The 20613-nt window shown below is 60.1% G+C and carries 23 protein-coding genes and 1 tRNA gene; 10 read left to right on the top strand and 14 right to left on the bottom strand.

Features of this window, described 5'->3' with window-relative positions; translation table 11 throughout:
- Nucleotide 1 precedes the first annotated feature (1 nt).
- The 4 genes from AS189_RS04730 to AS189_RS04715 are packed head-to-tail and all read left to right on the top strand — an operon-like array spanning nucleotide 2 to nucleotide 2137.
- Complete coding sequence (locus tag AS189_RS04730; RefSeq protein ID WP_129587156.1) at nucleotides 2-868, top strand: hypothetical protein; 867 nt, start codon at nucleotides 2-4, stop codon at nucleotides 866-868.
- Nucleotides 856-1395 carry a hypothetical protein gene (locus AS189_RS04725; RefSeq protein ID WP_062286552.1) on the top strand — a complete coding sequence of 180 codons (540 nt, stop codon included), beginning with the start codon at nucleotides 856-858 and terminating at the stop codon, nucleotides 1393-1395. The genes AS189_RS04730 and AS189_RS04725 overlap by 13 nt, the downstream gene beginning before the upstream one ends.
- Complete coding sequence (locus tag AS189_RS04720) at nucleotides 1392-1817, top strand: hypothetical protein (RefSeq protein ID WP_062286551.1); 426 nt, start codon at nucleotides 1392-1394, stop codon at nucleotides 1815-1817. The genes AS189_RS04725 and AS189_RS04720 overlap by 4 nt, the downstream gene beginning before the upstream one ends.
- 41 nt (nucleotides 1818-1858) lie before the next feature.
- Nucleotides 1859-2137, top strand: a complete 279-nt coding sequence (locus AS189_RS04715; protein ID WP_062286550.1) for a putative quinol monooxygenase — start codon at nucleotides 1859-1861, stop codon at nucleotides 2135-2137.
- A 119-nt stretch (nucleotides 2138-2256) separates the two neighbouring features.
- On the opposite strand, the gene AS189_RS04710 is transcribed toward AS189_RS04715, so the two are convergent.
- A complete protein-coding gene (locus AS189_RS04710) occupies nucleotides 2257-2637 on the bottom strand; it encodes a thioredoxin family protein (RefSeq protein ID WP_062286549.1) in 381 nt (126 codons plus the stop codon).
- Nucleotides 2638-2840: 203 nt separating this feature from the next.
- Here AS189_RS04710 and AS189_RS04705 point away from each other — a divergent pair, with 203 nt between their 5' ends.
- Nucleotides 2841-3107 carry a hypothetical protein gene (locus AS189_RS04705; RefSeq protein WP_062286548.1) on the top strand — a complete coding sequence of 89 codons (267 nt, stop codon included), beginning with the start codon at nucleotides 2841-2843 and terminating at the stop codon, nucleotides 3105-3107.
- Nucleotides 3108-3187: 80 nt separating this feature from the next.
- On the opposite strand, the gene AS189_RS04700 is transcribed toward AS189_RS04705, so the two are convergent.
- The 5 genes from AS189_RS04700 to AS189_RS04680 form a co-directional block, all read right to left on the bottom strand.
- Entirely contained in the window at nucleotides 3188-3388 is a 201-nt protein-coding gene (locus AS189_RS04700; RefSeq protein ID WP_062286547.1) for a hypothetical protein, read from the bottom strand.
- A gap of 45 nt (nucleotides 3389-3433) precedes the next feature.
- Complete coding sequence (locus AS189_RS04695; protein WP_062286546.1) at nucleotides 3434-3862, bottom strand: hypothetical protein; 429 nt, start codon at nucleotides 3860-3862, stop codon at nucleotides 3434-3436.
- A gap of 142 nt (nucleotides 3863-4004) precedes the next feature.
- Nucleotides 4005-4760, bottom strand: coding sequence for a hypothetical protein (locus AS189_RS04690; protein WP_129587153.1), 756 nt, complete (start codon nucleotides 4758-4760; stop codon nucleotides 4005-4007).
- A gap of 150 nt (nucleotides 4761-4910) precedes the next feature.
- Nucleotides 4911-4995: transfer RNA gene (locus AS189_RS04685), tRNA-Tyr, on the bottom strand.
- Nucleotides 4996-5196: 201 nt separating this feature from the next.
- On the bottom strand, nucleotides 5197-5553 hold the full coding sequence (locus AS189_RS04680; protein WP_062286544.1) for a hypothetical protein: 357 nt from the start codon (nucleotides 5551-5553) through the stop codon (nucleotides 5197-5199).
- 187 nt (nucleotides 5554-5740) lie between these two features.
- Between AS189_RS04680 and AS189_RS04675 the strand changes: the two genes are divergently transcribed.
- Nucleotides 5741-6229, top strand: coding sequence for a YajQ family cyclic di-GMP-binding protein (locus tag AS189_RS04675; RefSeq protein ID WP_062286543.1), 489 nt, complete (start codon nucleotides 5741-5743; stop codon nucleotides 6227-6229).
- A 178-nt stretch (nucleotides 6230-6407) separates the two neighbouring features.
- Nucleotides 6408-7184, top strand: a complete 777-nt coding sequence (locus AS189_RS04670; protein ID WP_062286542.1) for a VOC family protein — start codon at nucleotides 6408-6410, stop codon at nucleotides 7182-7184.
- A 110-nt stretch (nucleotides 7185-7294) separates the two neighbouring features.
- Here the strand turns inward: AS189_RS04670 and AS189_RS04665 are convergent, their stop codons facing one another.
- The 4 genes from AS189_RS04665 to AS189_RS04650 form a co-directional block, all read right to left on the bottom strand.
- Nucleotides 7295-10729 (bottom strand): M66 family metalloprotease, encoded by a 3435-nt coding sequence (locus AS189_RS04665; RefSeq protein ID WP_062286541.1) that lies wholly within the window; start codon nucleotides 10727-10729, stop codon nucleotides 7295-7297.
- A 435-nt stretch (nucleotides 10730-11164) separates the two neighbouring features.
- A complete protein-coding gene (locus tag AS189_RS04660) occupies nucleotides 11165-11833 on the bottom strand; it encodes a response regulator (RefSeq protein WP_062286540.1) in 669 nt (222 codons plus the stop codon).
- Nucleotides 11830-13176, bottom strand: a complete 1347-nt coding sequence (locus AS189_RS04655; protein ID WP_062286539.1) for a histidine kinase — start codon at nucleotides 13174-13176, stop codon at nucleotides 11830-11832. The genes AS189_RS04660 and AS189_RS04655 overlap by 4 nt, the downstream gene beginning before the upstream one ends.
- Nucleotides 13163-13858, bottom strand: coding sequence for a histidine phosphatase family protein (locus AS189_RS04650; protein ID WP_062286538.1), 696 nt, complete (start codon nucleotides 13856-13858; stop codon nucleotides 13163-13165). The genes AS189_RS04655 and AS189_RS04650 overlap by 14 nt, the downstream gene beginning before the upstream one ends.
- Nucleotides 13859-14034: 176 nt before the next feature.
- Between AS189_RS04650 and AS189_RS04645 the strand changes: the two genes are divergently transcribed.
- Both AS189_RS04645 and AS189_RS04640 read left to right on the top strand, forming a co-directional pair.
- Nucleotides 14035-14841, top strand: coding sequence for a hypothetical protein (locus AS189_RS04645; RefSeq protein WP_062286537.1), 807 nt, complete (start codon nucleotides 14035-14037; stop codon nucleotides 14839-14841).
- Nucleotides 14838-15224, top strand: coding sequence for an ankyrin repeat domain-containing protein (locus AS189_RS04640; protein ID WP_062286536.1), 387 nt, complete (start codon nucleotides 14838-14840; stop codon nucleotides 15222-15224). The genes AS189_RS04645 and AS189_RS04640 overlap by 4 nt, the downstream gene beginning before the upstream one ends.
- Before the next feature lie 199 nt (nucleotides 15225-15423).
- On the opposite strand, the gene AS189_RS04635 is transcribed toward AS189_RS04640, so the two are convergent.
- Both AS189_RS04635 and AS189_RS04630 read right to left on the bottom strand, forming a co-directional pair.
- Nucleotides 15424-16890, bottom strand: coding sequence for a catalase (locus tag AS189_RS04635; RefSeq protein ID WP_062286535.1), 1467 nt, complete (start codon nucleotides 16888-16890; stop codon nucleotides 15424-15426).
- A gap of 2 nt (nucleotides 16891-16892) precedes the next feature.
- Nucleotides 16893-17360, bottom strand: coding sequence for a Fur family transcriptional regulator (locus AS189_RS04630; protein ID WP_062286534.1), 468 nt, complete (start codon nucleotides 17358-17360; stop codon nucleotides 16893-16895).
- Nucleotides 17361-17513: 153 nt separating this feature from the next.
- Here AS189_RS04630 and AS189_RS04625 point away from each other — a divergent pair, with 153 nt between their 5' ends.
- Nucleotides 17514-18149, top strand: a complete 636-nt coding sequence (locus tag AS189_RS04625; protein WP_062286533.1) for a DUF2461 domain-containing protein — start codon at nucleotides 17514-17516, stop codon at nucleotides 18147-18149.
- A gap of 42 nt (nucleotides 18150-18191) precedes the next feature.
- Here AS189_RS04625 and AS189_RS04620 read toward each other — a convergent pair whose 3' ends face one another.
- A complete protein-coding gene (locus AS189_RS04620) occupies nucleotides 18192-18974 on the bottom strand; it encodes an oxygenase MpaB family protein (protein WP_082634079.1) in 783 nt (260 codons plus the stop codon).
- A 40-nt stretch (nucleotides 18975-19014) separates the two neighbouring features.
- Complete coding sequence (locus AS189_RS04615) at nucleotides 19015-20520, bottom strand: amino acid permease (protein WP_062286531.1); 1506 nt, start codon at nucleotides 20518-20520, stop codon at nucleotides 19015-19017.
- Nucleotides 20521-20613: the final 93 nt, after the last annotated feature.

Here is a 20613-nt window from a genome sequence, read left to right as displayed (position 1 = left end):
CGTGGCAGATGGATTTCTGGGCAGCGACCGACAAGATCTTCGCGACGCGGCAAAAGTATTTGACATCTGCTCAGTCCAATTGAGAGGGGTGCGCCGTACTTTGGGCGGCAGCATCGGTCCCCAGATGGGGTGGCTCGGCCAAGACTCTCAGCGTTTCCAAAAGCATTGGCACACAGCCCTCGCCCCTCGGCTGGAGGCGACGGCCAAAATCTTGCAGCAGACCTCGGATCTGCTCCGCAAAAATGCGGATGAGCAAGATCGCGCCAGCTCGGCACAGATGTCGGCGCCGAACAGTCCTCAAATCAATCTGGCCGATCTGCAGTCCCAACTTCGGGACGCCTCCACCAATTCCGGCCTAGAAAACTTCTTTCTGGGCAATGAACACGATGTTTCGCAGCTGAAGGACTCCCTTGCGAAACTCACACCAAGTGAGCTGGCCCAATTCCTGGCATCCCTGTCGGACGATGAACTTGCGGCGTTGGCTAAAACCGCAGGACAAGACGGCAAGGGCCTGTTCAATTGGTCCGGGATCAATCCTTTGGAACGCCAAGACCTGCTTAGCACGCTGCTACGCAACGCCTCCACCGAGGAAGCGGCACGCATCCTCGCCAACGTCCCCTGGGCCACCCCCGACGACGCCATGGTGACCGGCGACGCCGCCAACCCAGACGTCGAGAAACAACCGAAGCCGCCGGGCACCGCGCGCCCGCAGGTGGTGTCTTGGGTGAAAGTCCCAGTTGGCGTGATGTCCATCAAGGCAGCTACGGGGACTGCGGCTCCCTGGCCACGTTGGCGGCCATGTCGTACCACGACCCAACGTTCATCAGTGATCACATCAAGGACAACAACAACGGAATGGTGTCCGTGAAACTCTATGGCAGCTCAGGGTCCGAGCATTGGGTCACCGTTTCCAAGGACCTGCCCGTCAACGATCAGGGCGGGTATCTTGGGACGCGCGGTTCCAGTGACGGAGCCGCTATCAACAATCCCCAAGCGGCCAATTGGCCCTCCTACTATGAGAAAGCCCTGGCGCAGGGCTATCCCAATGATGGCAAACCGGCGGGAAGTTATCACGGCATCGAAAGCCAGTGGCCTTCGAACCTTTCGCCAACAGTGGGCGGCGGCAAAGCCAGCGTCTTGGGCAACCCGGACGCCATCTGGCAGGCCATCGCGGACGGCAAACCCGTAGTAATCTCCACCGATGCCCCCGCCCGCGGTGATGATGGAAGACCCGAAAACCTGCCCGGCCCGCATGCTTTCTTCGCCAAGGGACTTGATGATGCCGGCAACATAGTCTTGGGCAATCCTTGGGGACCACCCCAACCAGATGCCATCATGAGCAAGGAACAATATGAGAAATATGTAACCGAGTCAGCAGTGATTGGAATGAAGTGAGAACAACGGACCGCATCCTCTGGGCCGCCATGATCGTGGCGATGCTTGCCGGGTGCACGTTGCCCGTAGCCCCCTCCCCCAACCCATCCGAGACCACCGCCCCGACAAAGGACCAAGCAATGAACACATCCTGTACCCAAACCGGCGTCTACAAGCTGCGGCAGGGAATAGGTTTCTCAGAACCGGAACTCCCGGCAGCCACGTCGGATCCTTCACTTCGCCCGCGAGTGGGCATCATCGGAATCTTCACCTCCCCGGAACCGGCTGCGGTCACCCTGACTGTCACACAACACGGGCCCTCCCCGTTGCCCAATTTCAAGGAATTGGAGCTCGGCGATACCGCTGAATTCTATGGCTATTCGATCAAGATCACCTCGATCTGCAGCACCGAGATTCGCTTTGACTTGGTTACCATGCCGTAACCAAATACTCGTGGCACATTTCCATCGCTTAGGCTGGTTGCATGAGCGAGATCATCAACCTACAGGCCACTTTCATCCCCAACGAGGGCGAATTCTTCCGTGTAAAGCTTGCACTGGACATCGCTATTGAGCAGGTCGTCGAAGAGACTGGCTGCATCCAGTATGAAATCACCGAGGAATCGGAAGAGAAGATTGTTTTGACCGAGCAGTGGGCATCCGAAGAGGACCTTACCAAGCACAGCAAGGGCATTGCCGTTCAGGACCTCAACGAATCCCTCAGCGCCCTACTGGCAAAGCCGGTAGAGCTGGTTCGCACCTAGAGACACAGCCTCCGGAAACAGCATCGACCCGTGAGTTAAGGCTGCTTAGAGGAATCTAAGCAGCCTTAACTCACGGGTCGATGCTGTTGATAGAGGTTTCAGGTCCTGACAGCGGACTGTTATTCGGCGGCGGTGCCTTCGGCGGCCTTGGCGGCGACGGCTGCATGAACTTCGCTCATGTCCAGAGCCTTGACGGCGTCAATGACGGATTCCAGTTCGGTGCCGTTCAAGGCGCCGGGCTGGGCGAACACCAACACTTTTTCGCGGAACGCCATCAGGGTGGGGATGGAGGTGATGTTGGCTTCGGCGGCAAGTTGCTGCTGCGCTTCCGTATCCACCTTGCCGAACACAACGTCGTCGTGCTTTTCGGAGGCAGCCTCAAAGGTGGGCGCAAAACGCACACAGGGCTGGCACCAAGAAGCCCAAAAATCAACGATCACAATGTCGTTGCCCTCAATGGTGGGGCCAAAAGATTCCGTGGTGATTTCTACTGTAGCCATGCCTTAACCGTACGGGATGAGCCTCCCATTTGGCTGTGGTTTCGCTCACCGCGTGAGCACTAAGCGGCCCTGGCCACTCATCTGGGACCGTGCCGTCGGGGCAGATTCATAGAGCCGTGAACCGAAAGTCACACTCAGTTCACAGCAAATTCATCTGGCCCGTGCAAGCTTGCGGTATTGAGTAAATAGATAAGGAAGCAGCGATGACTTTCACACCAGGAGAACCCATGACCCGCCGCATGCACCACCGAGCCTTTATCAATCCCGAGAACCACGACGTGTGGCCCGCGCTGCCCAAGGATGCACCGGTGGCCCTGATTAACGATCGTGGCTGGCGATTGTCGGGCCGCGTGGAGACCATTTCCCACGACCGCCAATGCCTGTGGATCCAGCTTGACGCCGGCATGGGCCGCCAATTGATTCACCATCAGGATGGTTTTGTGTTGGAAAGCGACAACGAGGCCCTCTAATCCTCACCCGCGTCAAACAAAGTGCCCGGCCCCACAGGGACCGGGCACTTTGTTTGATGCGCAGCGTTAGAGCGTGGCTGTCAAACCTTTGACTTGCGGTAGCCGGCCTGCTTGGCGGCAGCCTCGGTGGTGAAGCAAATCTCAGGAGTGGTCTTCGTGTAGAACCGCTGGTTCTTGAGGTGGTAGATCTTGCTCGGCGCGTTGCCCTTGATGGGGGCCCACGCCGGGCAGTTCCACTTGCTCGCGGGCTTAGCCGACGTCGGCTTGGGAGCCGGCACCACAGGGACCGGGCACTTTGTTTGATGCGCAGCGTTAGAGCGTGGCTGTCAAACCTTTGACTTGCGGTAGCCGGCCTGCTTGGCGGCAGCCTCGGTGGTGAAGCAAATCTCAGGAGTGGTCTTCGTGTAGAACCGCTGGTTCTTGAGGTGGTAGATCTTGCTCGGCGCGTTGCCCTTGATGGGGGCCCACGCCGGGCAGTTCCACTTGCTCGCGGGCTTAGCCGACGTCGGCTTGGGAGCCGGCACCACCTTGACCACACGTACACTCGTGGACGATGTCTTGTAACTGCCCTGAGCCGGGAGAGTTACGGACCATTTGCCGGTAACCGTGGCCACTGCGGCCGCTTTGAATGAACCAGATGAATTGGTCTTCAGCGTGCGGACCAGCTTCTTGGGGGCGGAGCCATCCGCATCAAAGTAAACCTGCACCGTGACCGCTCCGGTATTGACCCACGTCTTGCCTGAGGGGCGCTGCACCAGGCCGGAAGGATGCCCTTGCCGGCAGATAATTTATAAGATGCTTGCCAAACATTATCGAAAGACTGTCCGTTTAGTCATTCTTGTCCGAACATGTGACGCCCTGCCTCTGCTTTGAGAGGAGACCCGCGCCAACCAGGGCTTAGTCTTCGGGGCCAATCATCGATATGAACTCCTGCGCATCCGCCATCCCAATGTCGGCGTGATCGCGCAGAAGGCGAGCAGCGTCGTCGTAATTTCCGGACAGCGCGAGTTGGCGAATCTGCGCGTAAATCTCCGCATTCAGACGCGTGCTGACTACTTCACGGACCTCATCACCTTGCGAGACTATGGCGCGGTACCGGTAACTGCCAGCGGCGGCAACGGGCTTGACGCGTGATTCCGGCTTGAGCTCCGGGGATGAACTTGCCAGCGTCGCTTGCGTGGCGGGGCCTGCGTTGATGATGTCCTCCACTGTCAGCGGCCCTTCCACAATGCTGGGCTCAGGCTGCGCGGCGGGCTCGGAGTTGGGATGTTCGACGGCGGTCGCGGCCGCCGGACGCTCGGGCGTGGGCTGCGGGAATTGCGCCAAAGCAGCCACAGCCTGCGCTGCGTCGCTGAGTCCCAGGCGGGTCGCCTTGCGGTATTCCTTGACGGCGTTAAGCACTTGATGCCGCGCGATCAGGGCGTAAACACTCCTGTGCTCCTCCGGGCTCAGTCTGGCGCTGGCTTCCTGTGCGTCTTCCCGAGTGATTTCATGGCGCGATCGCTTGTTGGCGGCCGCCTTGGGAGCAGTGCTGGCCTCAGTTTCCCCTCCCGTGACGTGGGGCGGCTGATTGCGCCGTCCCACAAGCCGGGATCCAACAACCACAGCAATGACAATGGCAAGCACAATGAGCAGCGGCACGACGTATTCCATGCCTTAACTGTAGTTCGCGTTTGGCAGCCAAGCCGTACCCGGATTGGCAGAGTTTAGTCCGCAATAGGCGCCATCGGAGCCCACTCCTGCTCCGGGAAACGAAAAAACCCGGAACTTGGCGATTTCTCGCGAGGTTCCGGGTTTCCCGTTTGGTGGCAGATACTGGATTCGAACCAGTGAAGGCGTTGCCAGCTGATTTACAGTCAGCCCCCTTTGGCCGCTCGGGTAATCTGCCATGGCCAAACCGCACCCAAACTTCGGGTCCGACTTTCGCTCCCAACAAGTGGAAGCAGTAAAACTGTACAAGGAATTTGCTCAAGAATCTAATCGAGAGCACCAAGGTGCCAAAATTGGCGTCAATCACACTACATTCGGTAGACAATTCGCCTCAACAGGTCCCGCCTTGTCTCCCCGTGAAAGCCCGCCGGTGAACGCCTCAGGCGTCGCGTTGAATCCGTTTGACTAGCTGGCTTTCCAGGAACGCCGCCTGCTCAGCCGTAATCTGCTGCAACTCCACGGCTCGGGCCATGTCTTCCTGAACGCCGGCGATCCGAGTCGACACGGAATTTGGTGGGGACCCGATGATGCTTCCGGGCTCAAAACTTGAGGATGATCCGCCAACCAGGGCGGGTCCGCTCAAGACAGTCACTGCTGCCAGAGTTACGGCTGCAACGGCGCTTCCCACTGTTTTCCGGTGTGGCTTGTGCCTCGCGTCGGAATGACGGGAGACCGCTGAACTGCCGGCCGGGGACTCAGCGGTAGGCGGCGGCACAGGGTGTTCATCTTTTTTCACGGGTCCTCCTAAAACTGACATTCTTTCTACCTTCCACAGTGCACAGCCCACATGTGCGCTTGCCGCGTGATCGCTCGGAGGACACTGTGAGCGGCACGCGGCAGCGCAAAACGGGCGCTCTGGCCACTGGCCAGCTAGGCTAGGAGGCAAATCAACCGCTCAAGTTTTGCAAGCCTATGGAGGAATCATGGCCAGTGAGTCAACGTTCGACGTCGTCAGTAAAGTCGATAAGCAAGAGGTCGCCAACGCCCTGCACCAGGCCCAGAAGGAAGTAGTCCAGCGCTACGACTTCAAGGGTGTGGGTGCCGAGATCGATTTCAGCGGCGAAAAGATCCTGCTGAAGGCCAATTCCGAGGAACGTGTCATGGCCATCATGGATGTCTTCGAATCCAAGCTGATCAAGCGTGGCATCTCCCTGAAGTCCCTCGACGCTGGTGAGCCCTTCGCATCAGGCAAGGAATACCGTCTGGAGGCCGAGATCGTCGAAGGTATTGCTCAGGACATCGCGAAGAAGATCAACAAGCTCATCCGCGACGAGGGCCCTAAGGGCGTCAAGTCCACCATTCAGGGTGATGAACTGCGCGTTAGCTCCAAGAGCCGCGATGATCTTCAGGAAGTCATGGCCATGCTGCGCAAGTTCGAGGACGCCGATCTGCAGTTCGTCAACATGCGCTGATCCCCAGTTCCTCCCGCGCACTCGCACTAGGCGCTTATCTGCACAATGTTCCCAAGACATTATTGGGAACATTGTGCAGATAAGCGCCTTTTTGCTCTTGTCCGCAGCCCTCTGACCGGCATAGTCTTCCCTTGACCCTAGATCTCTCCCCTAGCAAGACAAGACGTATGGAGCTGCCATGAACTCTCAAGAAATTCCCGCCGGAGCACCGTGCTGGATTGATCTGATGACCTCCGACATCGCCAAGTCGCGAGATTTTTATGCTGCTTTGTTTGGCTGGTCCTACGAGGTTGGGGACCAGGAAATGTACGGCGGCTACACCATGGCCTTCAAGGACGGAAAGAGTGTCGCCGGGCTGATGCAGAGCCAGGAAAATGGCGAGGGCTACCCGGATATGTGGACAACGTATCTGCGCGTTGATGACATCGAGGCCACCATGGCCGCAGCCAAGAACGCCGGTGCCATCGCCTACATGGAGCCCATGAATGTCCCTGAACAAGGCAAAATGGCCATGCTCGGCGACCCTAGCGGCGCCTCAATCGGGCTGTGGGAGTTCGGCGGCCACACCGGATTCCAATCGCACGAGGAGAACGGCGCCGCCGCATGGCATGAGCTCCACAGCAAGGATTACCCGGCTGCTGTGAGTTTCTATCACGATGTGTTCGGCGTGGACACCTCAGTCATGAGCGACACCCCCGAGTTCCGCTACACCAATCTGGTGGACGGCGAAAAGGAACTGGCCGGCATCATGGACGCTGCCGGGTTCCTGCCGGACCAGATGCCATCCAACTGGCAGATCTACTTCCAGACGGACGACGTCGATGCCACCATCGCCAAGGCCCTCACCTTGGGTGCCACCATCATCAACGCAGCCGAGGATTCCCCTTACGGCAGGATCGCAGGTCTGAGCGACTGCACCGGCGCCATGTTCAAGCTGGTCCAGCCCCCGGCCTAGCTTCAGAACTAGTTTCAGGCACACAAGCAAAGCAGCCCGCAACAGCGGCCACACCCCTGGACAAAAAAGGGATACGGCCGCTGCTGCGGGCGCTCGTGCATGAGGGGCGGTTACAAGCCCAACTCCGCCATCGTCTTGATGGACGCCGCATCCATCAGGCCCATCGCCATGACGGGGCTAGTACTCAAGCCCAGCCACTTCTGGTTGCTGCCCGTCGAGGTGTTGTACAGAATCGGCAGCCGGGTTGATCGGTTAAGGTCAAGGGACCGGCTCGGCGTAGCCACCGACGTCAAATGTCCGTCGGCCAGGTACGTCCACTGCTGCGTACCGTTTGAGGCCTCACACGCAGACGGACGGCTGGGATTGCTGCTCGTCAAGCACAGCTCTGGATGGGCGCCGTTGTGGACTGCACCGCGTACATCCATGAACCACTTCTCATCCGTGGCTCCCGTGCATTCGGTGGCCACAGTGTCCGCTGCGGGTACTCGGGCCTCGAGGGTGCCATCCGCATTCGTGTACAACTTCAAGCAGTAGCCGTCGGTGATGCCACTGTTCCCACGGTCAACCTTCAGCTCCGTTCCGGACGGCACTGCCGGGGTACCGGCAGCGGGGGTCAGACCCGTTTCAAGCAGCAGCTTCTGGAAACGAGTCTGCGTGGCAGGGGTGCTCAACGTGTCACCGTAGTACCGCAGATACTTGCCTGCATTGGTGGCGGCGGATTCCAAGGTCGTAATCCTGGTGGCCACTTCCTGAGCACCAGCGCTGAGGCCGTTGACAGAGTCCCTCCACGATGTGAGGGCAGTCCTCGAATCCTGGCTCAACGCAGGCAGGGACTGACCAATCTGGCTTTCCAGTGCGGTCTGCAACGCCGGAAGTTCAGCGTCGCGCACTGCCGTGTAGCCGGCGTCCTGACCAATGGTCACGGCCGCAGGCAGATCCGGGAGGTTGGTGGCAATATCGATGTGGTTGCCGTACTGCGAAGTCACCCCATTTTGCTTGCAGAACAGATCAGAACCGGTGGGCTTATCGGCCTGAGCGATGTTGATGTTGAACTGCAGCGCGGTGGTGGCCGAGGCGCCAGCCACGCCGCCGCTGACGGCGAACTGCTTTGAGGTGCCATCAAGGAAGTCGACATCCATCCAGCAGACCCGGGTGGCAGCAGGTGCGTCCTGCGCCGGGGCGGGGTAGTCAAAGGTGTTGCCCCAATTTGACCGGAAGGCCGGGTATAGAACAGCCTTGGTCGAATCGGCCGGCACGTAGCCGCCCAGCAAGGTCACCACCGGAACACCCACAGTCGCGGGGCGAAGGTAGTTGAAAGAAGCGTTGGCCACCTTGGCATCTATGTAGCTTTGCGAGGTAGCATCCCAGGCCCGGTAGCCGCTGGGGTAGCCCACATCGGGCACCACAGTTGTGAGGGATTCCTGGATCCTGTCGGCGCTGTATCCGGTGTGCAGCGTGTAATCGGAGTAGTTACTCTCATCCCAACCACCAGCCATTGCATCGGTCAAGAAGTTGTAGGAGCCCCCAAAGGTTTGCGTGAATGGCAGTCCGTTGATGGACACCCCGTCAGCCATATAGCTCCTGTTGGTCAGGTTGGGGCGCATGGCATCCCGGTACGCGTTGTAGCCCCACCCGGAATCAGCATGGTGAGTGGCATTGATGGTTGCCGCGTCACCGCTCAAGCTGCTGTTCTGGCCCGGGTAGTGGCCTAGTCCAAAGGAGTGTCCCAGTTCGTGGCTGAGTTCATTGCCGCTGCTGGCGTAGAGCGTCGCCATGCCGTTACCACCGGAGAGCCCGTGTTCGGCCCGGCCATTCGCGTAGAGCCCGGCCGAGTGGTGAATGATGCGCTGGTTGTACAAGCCTGGCTGCTTCTGATTCATGAGCCCGGAGGTCTGGCCAAAGTTCGCCAGGTTGATACCTGTGGAGACCTGAGCCTTGCCAACGTTTTCGCGCATGTCACCGGAGTAGACGTCTCCGTTGGTCACGGAGGGGTTCTCCGGCGTGTAAATGTTGCCATTGGCCACAATGACCTTTTGAAGCTGCACACGCTCGTATTTCGCCATGATCAGCTTGGAGACGGGGATGGTCTGGAAGTAGTCGGCCGCCGACTGCGCCGGTGTATTGATGAAGGCGTGGTCGCCGGCCATATTCGGTGTGGTCAGCATGCCCAGTTCAATGTTGTTGATGACCAGTTCGGTAGGCGCTCCCATGGTGATGTTCGACGCCGGAAGGGTTCCGTTCGCGCCGCTAGCGTCAGTGAGCACCAGCTCAAGTCCGGGGACAACCACGTCCCACGGCAGGTCTACGCTCCAGGCTCGCTTGGAGTAGACCACCTTGGGGCGTCCCGTGGGGAAGTTGGCGTCGCTCCTGGGTAAGGCATCGGGCGTGTGCATGGTGACCGTTCCCTTGGCCACACCCTTGACGCTGGCGGTCACCGTCACAGCTGAGGTGGCCGTTGTGGGCGTGAAGAGCAAGAGCGCCTGGCGTTCGGCCACAAGATCAGGCATGTCAGCAGCATCGTTGTTGGCCGGGTTGATGGTGGTACTTTGGGCGAATTCCACCATGCCGGACAACGCGCCAGTCAGATCGTTGCGGATAGCTCGCGGTTCCCCGGTCTTGTTCACGTCGTGGAAGCCCAGACCTCTGTCGGGTCCGCCAGCGTTGAGGTATCCAGAGAAGGGATCGGCCAGCGGCGTGCCCAGTTTGGCGGCGTCCGTGGTGATGGTGCCACTGATAGCCCCAGCTTTCCACGTGGAGATCGGCTGGAAGAAGCCCGAATCCAACTCTTCACGTGTCACGGTGTGCTTGGAGGTGGTGCAGCTGTAGCTGGCACCGGCCTTGAGATTGATGAAGCGGCAGTTTCCCGCACCGTCAGCCGGCACGAAGGGGGCAAATGACCCTGATTCGGGGGTCATCGTGACAGATGTGGTGCCATTGTTTTTGACGGTGAAGGTATAGGCAAGGGCCTCACCCGGCGCGTACGGATTCGTCACCGTGTTGCGCTGCGGGTTACTGGGCGTGCCGGAGATGCTCACTTGACCCACGGATGTGTCGACCTTTGCGCGCAAGGCAACGGGCGCCGTCGAAAGCGTTTTGCTTTCATTGCCTACCTGCCACGTTGTGGCTGTTGCAAAGCTGCCGGCAGCCAGGTCTGCTGCCGTTACAGTGTGCTTGGGTGTCGCGCAGGTGTAGTTGGCTCCTGCGCCCAGCCCGGTCCAACGGCAGTTGCCGGCGCCGTCGGCAGGAACAAAGGGTGCAAAGCTGCCCGAAACCGGCACCACTGTCACCGTTTGTGAGCGGTTGTTGGCAACCTTGAAACTGTAGGATATTTCCTCCCCCACGGTGTAGGGATTGGTCAGGACGTCACGGCTCACATCACCGAGCTGGCCGGTGATGGTCAGTCCGCTGAAGTCGAGCTCAGCGGTTCCTGCGGCCAGCACGGACGCTGCCGCATCGAGGGGAATGTTTGGGGCGGCCAGGGCTGGTGTCGTCATGACGCCCACTCCTGCGACCACAACGGCCAAAACCGCTCCTGCCACTGCCATACTTCTTCTTTTTGCGCCGTTCAATGGCGAGGTTCTCTTCACGGAGTTCCTAGGTGTCGGGGGTACACAATGCTCGTTGGCACGGCACCCGGCGAAGAAAATCGTGGCCCGAAGGACACTGTCCAGATAGGACCTGGGATCTATCGCGGGCGCAAGGACACCGCCCACAGTTGCTGCCCCCGTCAGCCACTGTGAAGAAATTAGCACTTTTGTAGCAAGGTCACCGCGAAAATTCAGATAAAGTTACCGGTAACACAACAAATTGCACTTTTGGTGCAGTCCAGCCAAGCAGCACTGTCCAAAGAGACAGCCAAGCAAGCCAGTCCACCCGCGAGGCAGTGTCAGTGACAGTGACAGTGGCAGGAATCCTGCCACCGGTGGAGGACCCACGCATTGCGGCAGCTTTACTCCGGCGCCAGCATCAAAAACCGTGGCTCAGCTGCCCGGTTCCACCAACCCGGTGTCATAGGCAAGCACCACGGCTTGAACCCTGTCGCGGAGATCAAGTTTAGCCAGGATCTTACTGACGTGCGTTTTTACTGTCTGCTGGGCAATGAACAGTTCAGCGGCGATTTCCTGGTTTGATTGACCCCGGCCAATCAACGTCATGACCTCAAGCTCCCGTTCGGTGAGCCCCTCGAGCCGCTCTTGGGAAAGCTCCGGCCGTGCCCGTGAAATGGCAAACTGCTCGATCAGCCGCTTCGTCACGGAAGGAGCGAGCAGAGCATCCCCGGAGGCCACAATGCGGACAGCTGCCACCAACTCCTCTGCGAGCGCGTCTTTGAGGAGAAAGCCACTGGCGCCCAGTTGCAGCGCATCGTAGACGTAGTCGTCCACATCGAAGGTAGTCAGCATCAGCACATGAGTGGCCTCTGATTCAGGGGCATTGGCGAGGATTCGGCGCGCGGCCTCCAGTCCATCCATGACGGGCATGCGAACATCCATCAGCACCACATCCGGGCGGTGCGTGGCCGCCATCTCCACGGCCACAGCACCGTTCTCGGCCTGCCCCACAATCTCAATGTCCTCTTGGGCGCCAAGCAGCGCGGCAAACCCTTCACGGACCATGGCCTGGTCATCCACTACCAACACTCTGATGCTCATGCTCGGTTGCCTTCTTTGCCGTTAGTGGCGATGAGTGGCAGTTTCGCCGTGACGGAGAAGCCGCCGTCGAGAGTTGGCACACACACCACCGCGCCGCCCACAATGGCAGCACGCTCCCGCATTCCGATGAGGCCCTGCCCCACGTGGGCGCCCTTATCCAACTGCGCCATGACGGCCCCTATGTCCGAGCTGGAGTTGATCACGGAGACGCTGAGGCTGCCACTCTTCACGGAAAACCTCACCTGCACCTGAGCCCCGGGCGCGTGCCTGATGACGTTGCTCAACGCTTCCTGCACAATCCTGTAGGCGGTCAAGGCGATGACCTCGCCAATGTCGTGACCTTCAACGTCGGACAGCTCGGGTTCTGCGATGCGTATCCCCGCCGAACGGGCCGAGGCAAAGAGTTGGGGGAGATCGGCAAGCGTGGGCTGTGGCCCCAGCTCGCGCCCCGCTTCCATATTGCGAAGCGAGCCGAGCATGCTGCGCATCTCAGTCATGGCCCGGCGAGAGTTTGCTGCGATGTCATCGAATTCTTGTCTGAGTTCGTCGCTGAGTCCGGCGTGCCGGTAGCTGGCTGTGGTTGCTTGGACCACCACTACCGACATTCCGTGGGCCACCACATCGTGGAGCTCGCGGGCAATGCGGGTGCGCTCCTCAGCCAATCTGCGCCGCGACTGTTCCTCGGCGCTGAGCGTGCGTTCAGCAGCGAGCTCCGTGCGCAGATGTTGCCATTGCTGGGCAACGACAGCAGCCACCATGAGCCCACCGGATACCGCAGCAAAGATGACAACATTGTTTTGGGCGCCGCCCGACTGCCCATGGGGCATGGTCAGGTAATTGGAAATAACACCCACGCCCACACTGGCCAGCCACGCAGCCGAGGGAACCATCCAATGCATGCGCAGCCCGGCCACGCCGATCACCAAAACTTGGGTGATCATGGCAACCACGCTGAAGGGCATGGGCGCTGCCCCCACGGGATCGGACACCAACGGCATAACAATCATGGGCACCAGCGACACAATGACACCAGCCACGGGGCGGGCCGCAGTCAATCCCAGTGACGCCGAGTGCAAGATGGCCATCCCCAGCGCGAACGGCAGGGCCATGTGGTACAAACTCATGTTCAGCGGCGCACCCACGGCAAGCAGCGCTATGCAGACAGCGGCCGTTCCCAGCCAGACCCAGCTAATTCCCTTCATGCGCCAAAGGTTCACTGTGTTGAAGGGTGTGAACGCTTCCGCTCCAGAAGCGGGCTGCTGAGCGGGCGCTGCGGCTACCGGTGCAGTCCCGTGATGGTGCGCAGAAGTCTTGTCCGGATCGGATTTCTTAGTGGTTTTCATGCCCTGCGTCTATATTCTCCGTGGTCATTTCAGCGGTGGGTCCGTCGGCGTCCAAACCCCTCAATCCTCCGGCTGGTTCACCATGCCAGGCCTGAATGCGCCAGCCACCCGGTGCGGAACTGCCCGTCGGTTCGCCGTCCAGGATGACAACGCCGGTGTTGGACAGGTCATGATATTTCGGGTCGGCCCAATCGATATTGACACCCCTGTGGCCTGCCCAGAATCGGATCATGGCGCCGTGGCTGACCATGGCGACGGTCTGGTGGGCAGCGGCGGCTTCTTCAACGACAGCGTCGAAGCGTGCCAAGACCTCAAAACCGGTGTCAGCTCCTGGCATGCGAACCGAGAGATCCCCCGTTAGCCAGGACTTGACGGCATGCAGATATGCCTCAATCGAGGCTTTGTCGCCTTTCATTTCCAGATCGCCTGCGCTGATCTCCCGCAATCCGTCCCGAACCACCGGTTCGAGGTTGTGTGCGGCAGCCAGTGGAGCCGCCGTCAATGCCGTGCGGCTCAGATTTGAAATGTAGAGGGCCGCAATGTTCTGCCCCGCCACAGCGTCAGGGATGGCGGCTGCCTGCAGTTCACCAAGGGGCGTCAGACCCGGTCCCGGGACGGCGGTGTCCAGAACACCACGTACGTTGTTGGGGGTTTGGCCGTGCCTAATCAAGATCAATCGCATGATTCTATTCTGTCTTACTCCAGGACGTTACGTGCGGGGCTCAACTGCGTTGCGTTAGGCTGACAAGAAATTACACTGTCCGGGAGGTAAACGTGCCAGTTACACAAGAGCAATTGTTCACTTCGACATTTTGGAGTATTCGGCGGCCCAAAGCTCCTCTGACAGATGGTCATTTCGTGATCCGGCTCAATGATCCATCCATTGCGTTCGGCCCGGACTCCGCCGCCGACCTCTTGCGCTGCTACGGTGCACTGCGACGGGCCCTGACCGAGCTGGTGGGCGCAACTGGAGCGCAGTTGTATATCTCCCGGAACTGGCAGCCTGTGGGTGACGCCATTGGCGAGCCCGTTGCCGAAACGTCCACCCCCTCGCTACACACCTTTTTTGTGTGGCCGGGAAGCACGACGGCGGCTTCCGCACTTGTCCGTCCGGCTCACCAGCGTTCAGCGGTGCAGTGCACTGAAGACGTAGACCACGGCCTGCGCGAATGGCTAGCGAGCAACCCGGAGACTCAGTCAGGGGCGGGCTCCGACGGCCCGCTACCGGAGTATTCACGAGCGCCGGAAGGACCGTTCGGGCCAGCAGGATGGGCGCCTGAGGGCTGGGAGAACCGTGCCTTTCACGTCGAGCCAGCCCGTCCCAATACCGGCCAAGAATTCAGGGTTGGACATTGGACGGCTGCCCCCCGTTCTCCCGTTGACTCACTGGATCAGGTGGACACGGCGGCCCTGTTGGAACTGGTCCAAGGCATTGAAGACATTGCCTGGCACACCAGCCCGAGGCATGCTGGCATTTCTGTCTGGGCCACAGATCTGTGGGGTGCCTCGCCGAGCATTGAAATTTTCGCCCGCGAGCATGGCAACGATGACCGCCTCGCTACCTTCGTTGACGCTGGAGGCCTGGATCTGCCTCATCCGGATGGGACAGTTCCGGCGGGGACTGCTGGGACAAGCGCCAAGCCATCGCCTACTGTAGAGAAATGAGCAACAACTCCTCCCTCAATGAAGACCAGACCACGCAGGTTATAGCCCTCGCCATGGACCTGGCTCGCGACGACAAGAGCGCTGAACTGGCCGATTTCCTCGATCACGGGCTGGATTTGGACGTCCAAGACGCCGGCGGCAACACCCTCTTAATGCTGGCCGCTTACAAGGGCAACGCCAGCACTGTCTCCATGCTGCTGGCGCGCGGCGCCAACGTGGATCTACGCAACGACCGGGACCAGTCACCGCTCGCCGGCGCCCTGTTCAAGGGCGAAGACGCAGTGGTCACACTGCTCGTGGCAGCCGGCGCGGATCTCGATGCCGGAACGCCCTCCGCTCGGGCCACGGCCGCCATGTTTGGCCGCGAACACCTGCTCGGCTAGCCTTCCCTGCTCTTCCTCCCCCTCTCCCCCTCTCCCCCTCCGCGAGGATGCACTAGTTGCTAATGTTCGCGCGGAACATTAGCAACTAGTGCATCCTCGCGGGACAAGGGGAACCCGGATGCCGGCGTTAACCAACGACGGCGGCACTCACCTTCCGCAAGAAGCGAAGGTAAGTGCCGCCGTCGTACGTCTTTAAGGACTAAGCCTTGGACGCCTGGTGAGCCTCAATGGCCGCACGAACACCTGCGCCGTAAGCCGGATCGGCCTGGGTGCAGTTGTAGATGTGACGCTCGATGGTGGCCTGTGAGGCTCCATCGATGGCGCGGGCGGTGTTCTCGAAGAGCACCTGGCGCTGCTCGTCGCTCATCTTTTCGCGGAACAAGATGCCGGGCTGCTCAAAGTAGTTGGCATCATCTTCGCGGTAGTTGAACCGGTCAGCAATGGCGCCAATAGCCTGTGCCGGATCCGCGTAGGCGGGCTGCTCGGGCCAGCGGCCGTAGGAGTTCGGCTCGATGCCGGGGGTGCGGCCCTGGTTGCCATCCACGCGGCCCTGACCATCGCGGTGGTAGGTGTTGACAGCGTTCTTCGGGGCGTTGACCGGGATCTGGTGGTGGTTGACACCGAGGCGGTAGCGGGCAGCATCGCCGTAGGAGAACAGGCGGGCCTGCAGCATGCGGTCCGGGGAGAAGCTGATGCCCGGCACCACGTTTGCCGGCGCGAAAGCAGCCTGCTCAACATCGGCGAAGTAGTTCTCGGCGTTGCGGTTCAGTTCCCACTCGCCAACCTCAATCAGCGGGTAGTCCTTCTTGGACCAGACCTTGGTGAGGTCGAACGGGTGGTACTTGTACGTGTCAGCGTCAGCCTCAGGCATGATCTGAACCATGAGCTTCCACTTCGGGAAGTCGCCGTTCTCGATCGAGTCAAAGAGATCGCGCTGGCTGGACTCTCGGTCGCCAGCAACTACTGCGGCGGCCTCGGCATCGCTCAGGTTCTTGATGCCCTGCTGCGTGACGTGGTGGAACTTGACCCAGGAACGCTCGCCTTCGGCGTTGATCAGGGAGAAGGTGTGTGAGCCAAAGCCGTGCATGTGACGGTAGCCGTCGGGGATGCCGCGATCAGACATGACGATCGTGACCTGGTGCAGGGACTCGGGGAGGTTGGTCCAGAAGTCCCAGTTGTTCTCGGCGCTGCGCAGGTTGGTGCGCGGATCACGCTTCACTGCGCGGTTCAGGTCAGGGAACTTCAAGCCGTCGCGGAAGAAGAATACGGGGGTGTTGTTGCCAACCAGGTCCCAGTTGCCTTCCTCGGTGTAGAACTTCACAGAGAATCCGCGGATGTCACGCTCGGCGTCGGCAGCGCCGCGTTCACCGGCAACCGTGGAGAATCGAGTAAAGAGCTCGGTCTTCTTGCCCACCTCGGAGAAGATGTCTGCCTTGGTGTACTTGGTGATGTCGTTGGTGACCGTGAAGGTACCGAAGGCGCCAGAGCCCTTGGCATGCATGCGACGCTCGGGGATAACTTCGCGGCTAAAGTGAGCCAGCTTCTCCAGGAACCAAACGTCCTGCAGCAGCATGGGTCCGCGAGGACCGGCGGTGAGGCTGTCCTGGTTGTTGGCAACCGGCGCGCCTGCTGCGGTGGTCAGCGGTGAGGTGTTTTCGATAGTCATCTTTACTTATCGCTCCTAGTGGTATTCAGATCTTGCTCGTTCAGAAGTCTCTTGGCGGTGCAGTCGGGACAGGTGCCCCAGTAGATAACCTCGGCCTCATCAATGCTGAAGCCATGGCTATTGGAGGCATGCAAACAGGGTGCCTCGCCGAGGGCGCAGTCCACATCTGCAATGTCTCCGCAACTGCGGCAGACCACATGGTGGTGATTGTCCCCTACCCGTGTCTCGAACCGCGCAGGCGAGCCCGACGGTTCAATTCGGCGTACCAGATCTGCCTCTACCAGCGCCGCCAGCACATCGTAGACGGCTTGCTTGGAGACGCTGCCCAGGTCGGTGCGAACAGCACCGATGATGGTGTCGGCATCGGCATGAGGGTAGGTGCTGACCGCACTGAGAACGGCAACGCGGGGACGAGTCACGCGCAGCGATGCTGCCCGCAATAAGTCCTCGATTGTTCGTTCCTTTTCCATGCCTCCCACACTATCCGCCTTTCTGGACTGAGTCCAGTAAAACGACCGTGGTGGGTCCTTTTCGTTCCTCCACAGCCAGTGTTTTGGCCAGCCGTGTGCCCGTTCCCGCCCTCGGTACTGGTGGGAGCCTCCCGTGCTGTTTAGGCTCAGCCCATGGACACTTTCACCGGGTTTCCCGCGGCAGCCCTGGAGTTTTATGCCGCCCTTGAAGGTAATAACAACCGCAGTTGGTGGCTGGCGCACAAAGAAACTTACGACGCCGATGTGCTGGCTCCGCTTTCCGCCCTCCGAAGGGGGCTGGAACCCAAATTTGGTCGGGGCAAGATCTTCCGCCCTTACAAGGACATGAGATTTTCCAACACCCAAGAGCCGTACAAGAGCGCCCAGGGCATGTTCCTTTCACCCTACGAAGACGTTGGATACTATCTCCACCTGGATGCTGGCGGGCTGAGCGTGGGTGGCGGCTACCGGTCCGCGGCACCAGCTCAACTGGCCCGTTTCCGGGCTGCGGTGGATGCCACATCCAGCGGAACGGCTCTGGTTGACATCCTCGAAACGCTGGCCGCAGACGGCTTCACTGTTGCCCGGCCAGAGCTGAAGACCCCACCCCGGGGATTCCCCCGGGATCACCCACGGGCACACCTGCTCCGGCACAAGACACTGAGTGCCTCATTACTGCTGGGGATACCGGACTGGCTCGAAGATGAAAGCGCCCAGCAGCAAATCGCCGATCGCTGGGAACAACTACGCCCCTTGGTGGACTGGATCATCCACTATGCCGCGCCATGAACAAGGGCCGCTGCCGGCAGGGTTGGCCGTCTCGAGCAAGTCCTAGTCCGGAATACGCCGGAGATAGAAACGCATGGGCGCGTGGCGGATGAGCTTGGGCGTGATGCTCACCAGCAGCGACATCATCCGGAAACAGGCATTCAGGAGCCAGTCCTTGCGAGGCGACCAGGCAAGTCCGTACATGTCCCGCACCGTAGGTGGCAGCAGGCCCGCCGTCAGAAAGCGGGCCAGCGGCATGAGGATTCGAATCCCCCACGGCGCCTGCCTCGCTGCAAGCAGCTCCGCCGCCACGCCCCGGACCGTCTGGTCAACACTGAGTTGCTCCACTTGCTTCGCCCAGTACACGGCGAAGTCGGCACGAGTGCGCGGCCAAAGACTTGCTGGCATGCCCAATGCTGTGCCCAAGATGGCGTAACTTTGGTACACCGATTCCGATTCTGCGGCGGAAAGGGCCGGGAACACGGCGTCGTACGTTTGAGACGCTGACTCATACAGCGTGGCCGCCACCCACAACTGCAGATGGGGATCGGAGGCGTCGTAGGCGGGTGTTCGCGGGGTTCCGGCTGCCTGGACGGGCAGATGGGCTCGCTGCACCTGCCGCTGCATGCTCCTGCGCTGGGCCGGGGTGCCGTTGCTCAGGGCATAGATATAGCTCAGAGTACCGTGCAGTCGCTTGAGCGGGTCGGTGGCAAAGCTGGAATGGTCCGCCACACCATGCCCCACGGCCGGGTTGGCCAGCTGCAGCAGAACGGCCCGGCCCGCCCCGGCCAGCAGCACCGCCTCAGGCGCCACATCCTTCAGTGTCCTTGGATGCATTTTTCTCATGCCTTCCAGCGTCGCACAGCTGGCCCACCCGGTATCGGCTCTACTTCAGTTTTGCTGAAACAGTTTTTGCGAGTGCCTCTTCTTCACGGCGCAATCTGGAATTCCAGTGTCCGTAACTGAAGTAGAACACCAAGCCCACGGCCACCCAGACGGCGAAGAAGACCCAGGTCAAAGTGGCCAGGTTTAGCATCAGGTAAATGCACAGTAGGGCTGACAGCACAGGAATGACGGGGCCAAACGGAACCCGGAATGCCGGCTTGAGATCAGGACGCTTTCGGCGAAGTACCAAAATGCCGATGCTGACCATGACGAAAGCGCTCAGCGTGCCAATATTGATCATTTCGCTGAGCACCTCTACCGGGGTGAAGCCTGCCAGGACGGCAACAAGGACACCACTCAAGATCTGCGTTCTGGCAGGTGTGGCGTGCTTGTCGGAGGTCTTGCTCAGAGCCCGCGGCAGCAGCCCGTCACGGCTCATGGCCATCATGACGCGGGCCAGGCCCATGAGCAGCACCATGATGACAGTGGTCAGGCCAATGAGCGATCCGAGGGAAATGATCACCACGGCCCAGTCGGCACCGACCATGGAGAACGCCGTCGCAAGCGAGGGATCGGCAGCCTTGGCAAGGTCCTCATAGGAAACCATGCCGGTAACGGCCAGGGTGACCAGAATGTACAGCACGGTGGTGACCGCCAGGCCGGCGAAAATGCCGCGGGGCAAGGTCTTGGCAGGGTTCTTGACTTCCTCCGCGCTGGTGGCGACCACATCGAAGCCAATGAACGCAAAGAACACTAGTGCCGCACCTGAAATGATGCCGGCAAATCCGTACATCGACGGCTCGGCGCCTGTCAGCAAGGAGAGGAACGGCTGGAGCTGCCACGATGCCTCGGTGACCGGAGCCGGCTTAGAAGGAGGAACGAAGGGCTGGTAGTTCTCCATCTTGACGTAGAAGAAGCCAACCACGATCACGAAGAGGACAATGCCGATCTTGATCAGCGTGAAGACGTTGTTGATCCGCGCTGCCAGCTTGGTTCCCATAACCAGGATGAACGTGAAGACGGAAACTACAACCAGTGGGCCCCAGTACACGGTGAGCGGACCGATGGCCACATTGGAGGGGACATCGAGATTGACGGCCTCGAAGAAGTTGCTGAGGTAGATACCCCAGTACTTGGCGATCACCGACGCTGCCATGAGCAATTCCAGGACCAGGTTCCAGCCGATAATCCAGGCTAGGAGTTCGCCAACCGTGGCATAGGTGAAAACGTAGGCGCTGCCTGCCACGGGGATTGCTGTGGCAAATTCGGCGTAACACATAATGGCCAGCGCGCAGGTGATTGCCGCCAGAATGAAGGAGATGGAGACCGCCGGGCCGGCGTGGTTTGCGGCGGCATTGGCTCCCACCGAGAAGATGCCTGCACCAACGGCGACCGCGATGCCCATGATCATCAGATCCCAGGTGCTGAGCGTGCGTTTGAGGCCGTGGCCGGGCTCTTCAGCATCAGCCAGGGAGTGTTCAATTGATTTGGTTCGGAATAACTTCATGATGACCGCTTAATCGTCGGGTATTTTGCAACGTCACCACATTAGCGAAGCACTATCAGAAATCTGCAATTTCCAATACTTTATCTCGGATTA

Source organism: Arthrobacter alpinus (assembly GCF_001445575.1).
GTDB lineage: Bacteria > Actinomycetota > Actinomycetes > Actinomycetales > Micrococcaceae > Specibacter > Specibacter alpinus_C.
This window is presented reverse-complemented; position numbering and strand designations above follow the sequence as displayed.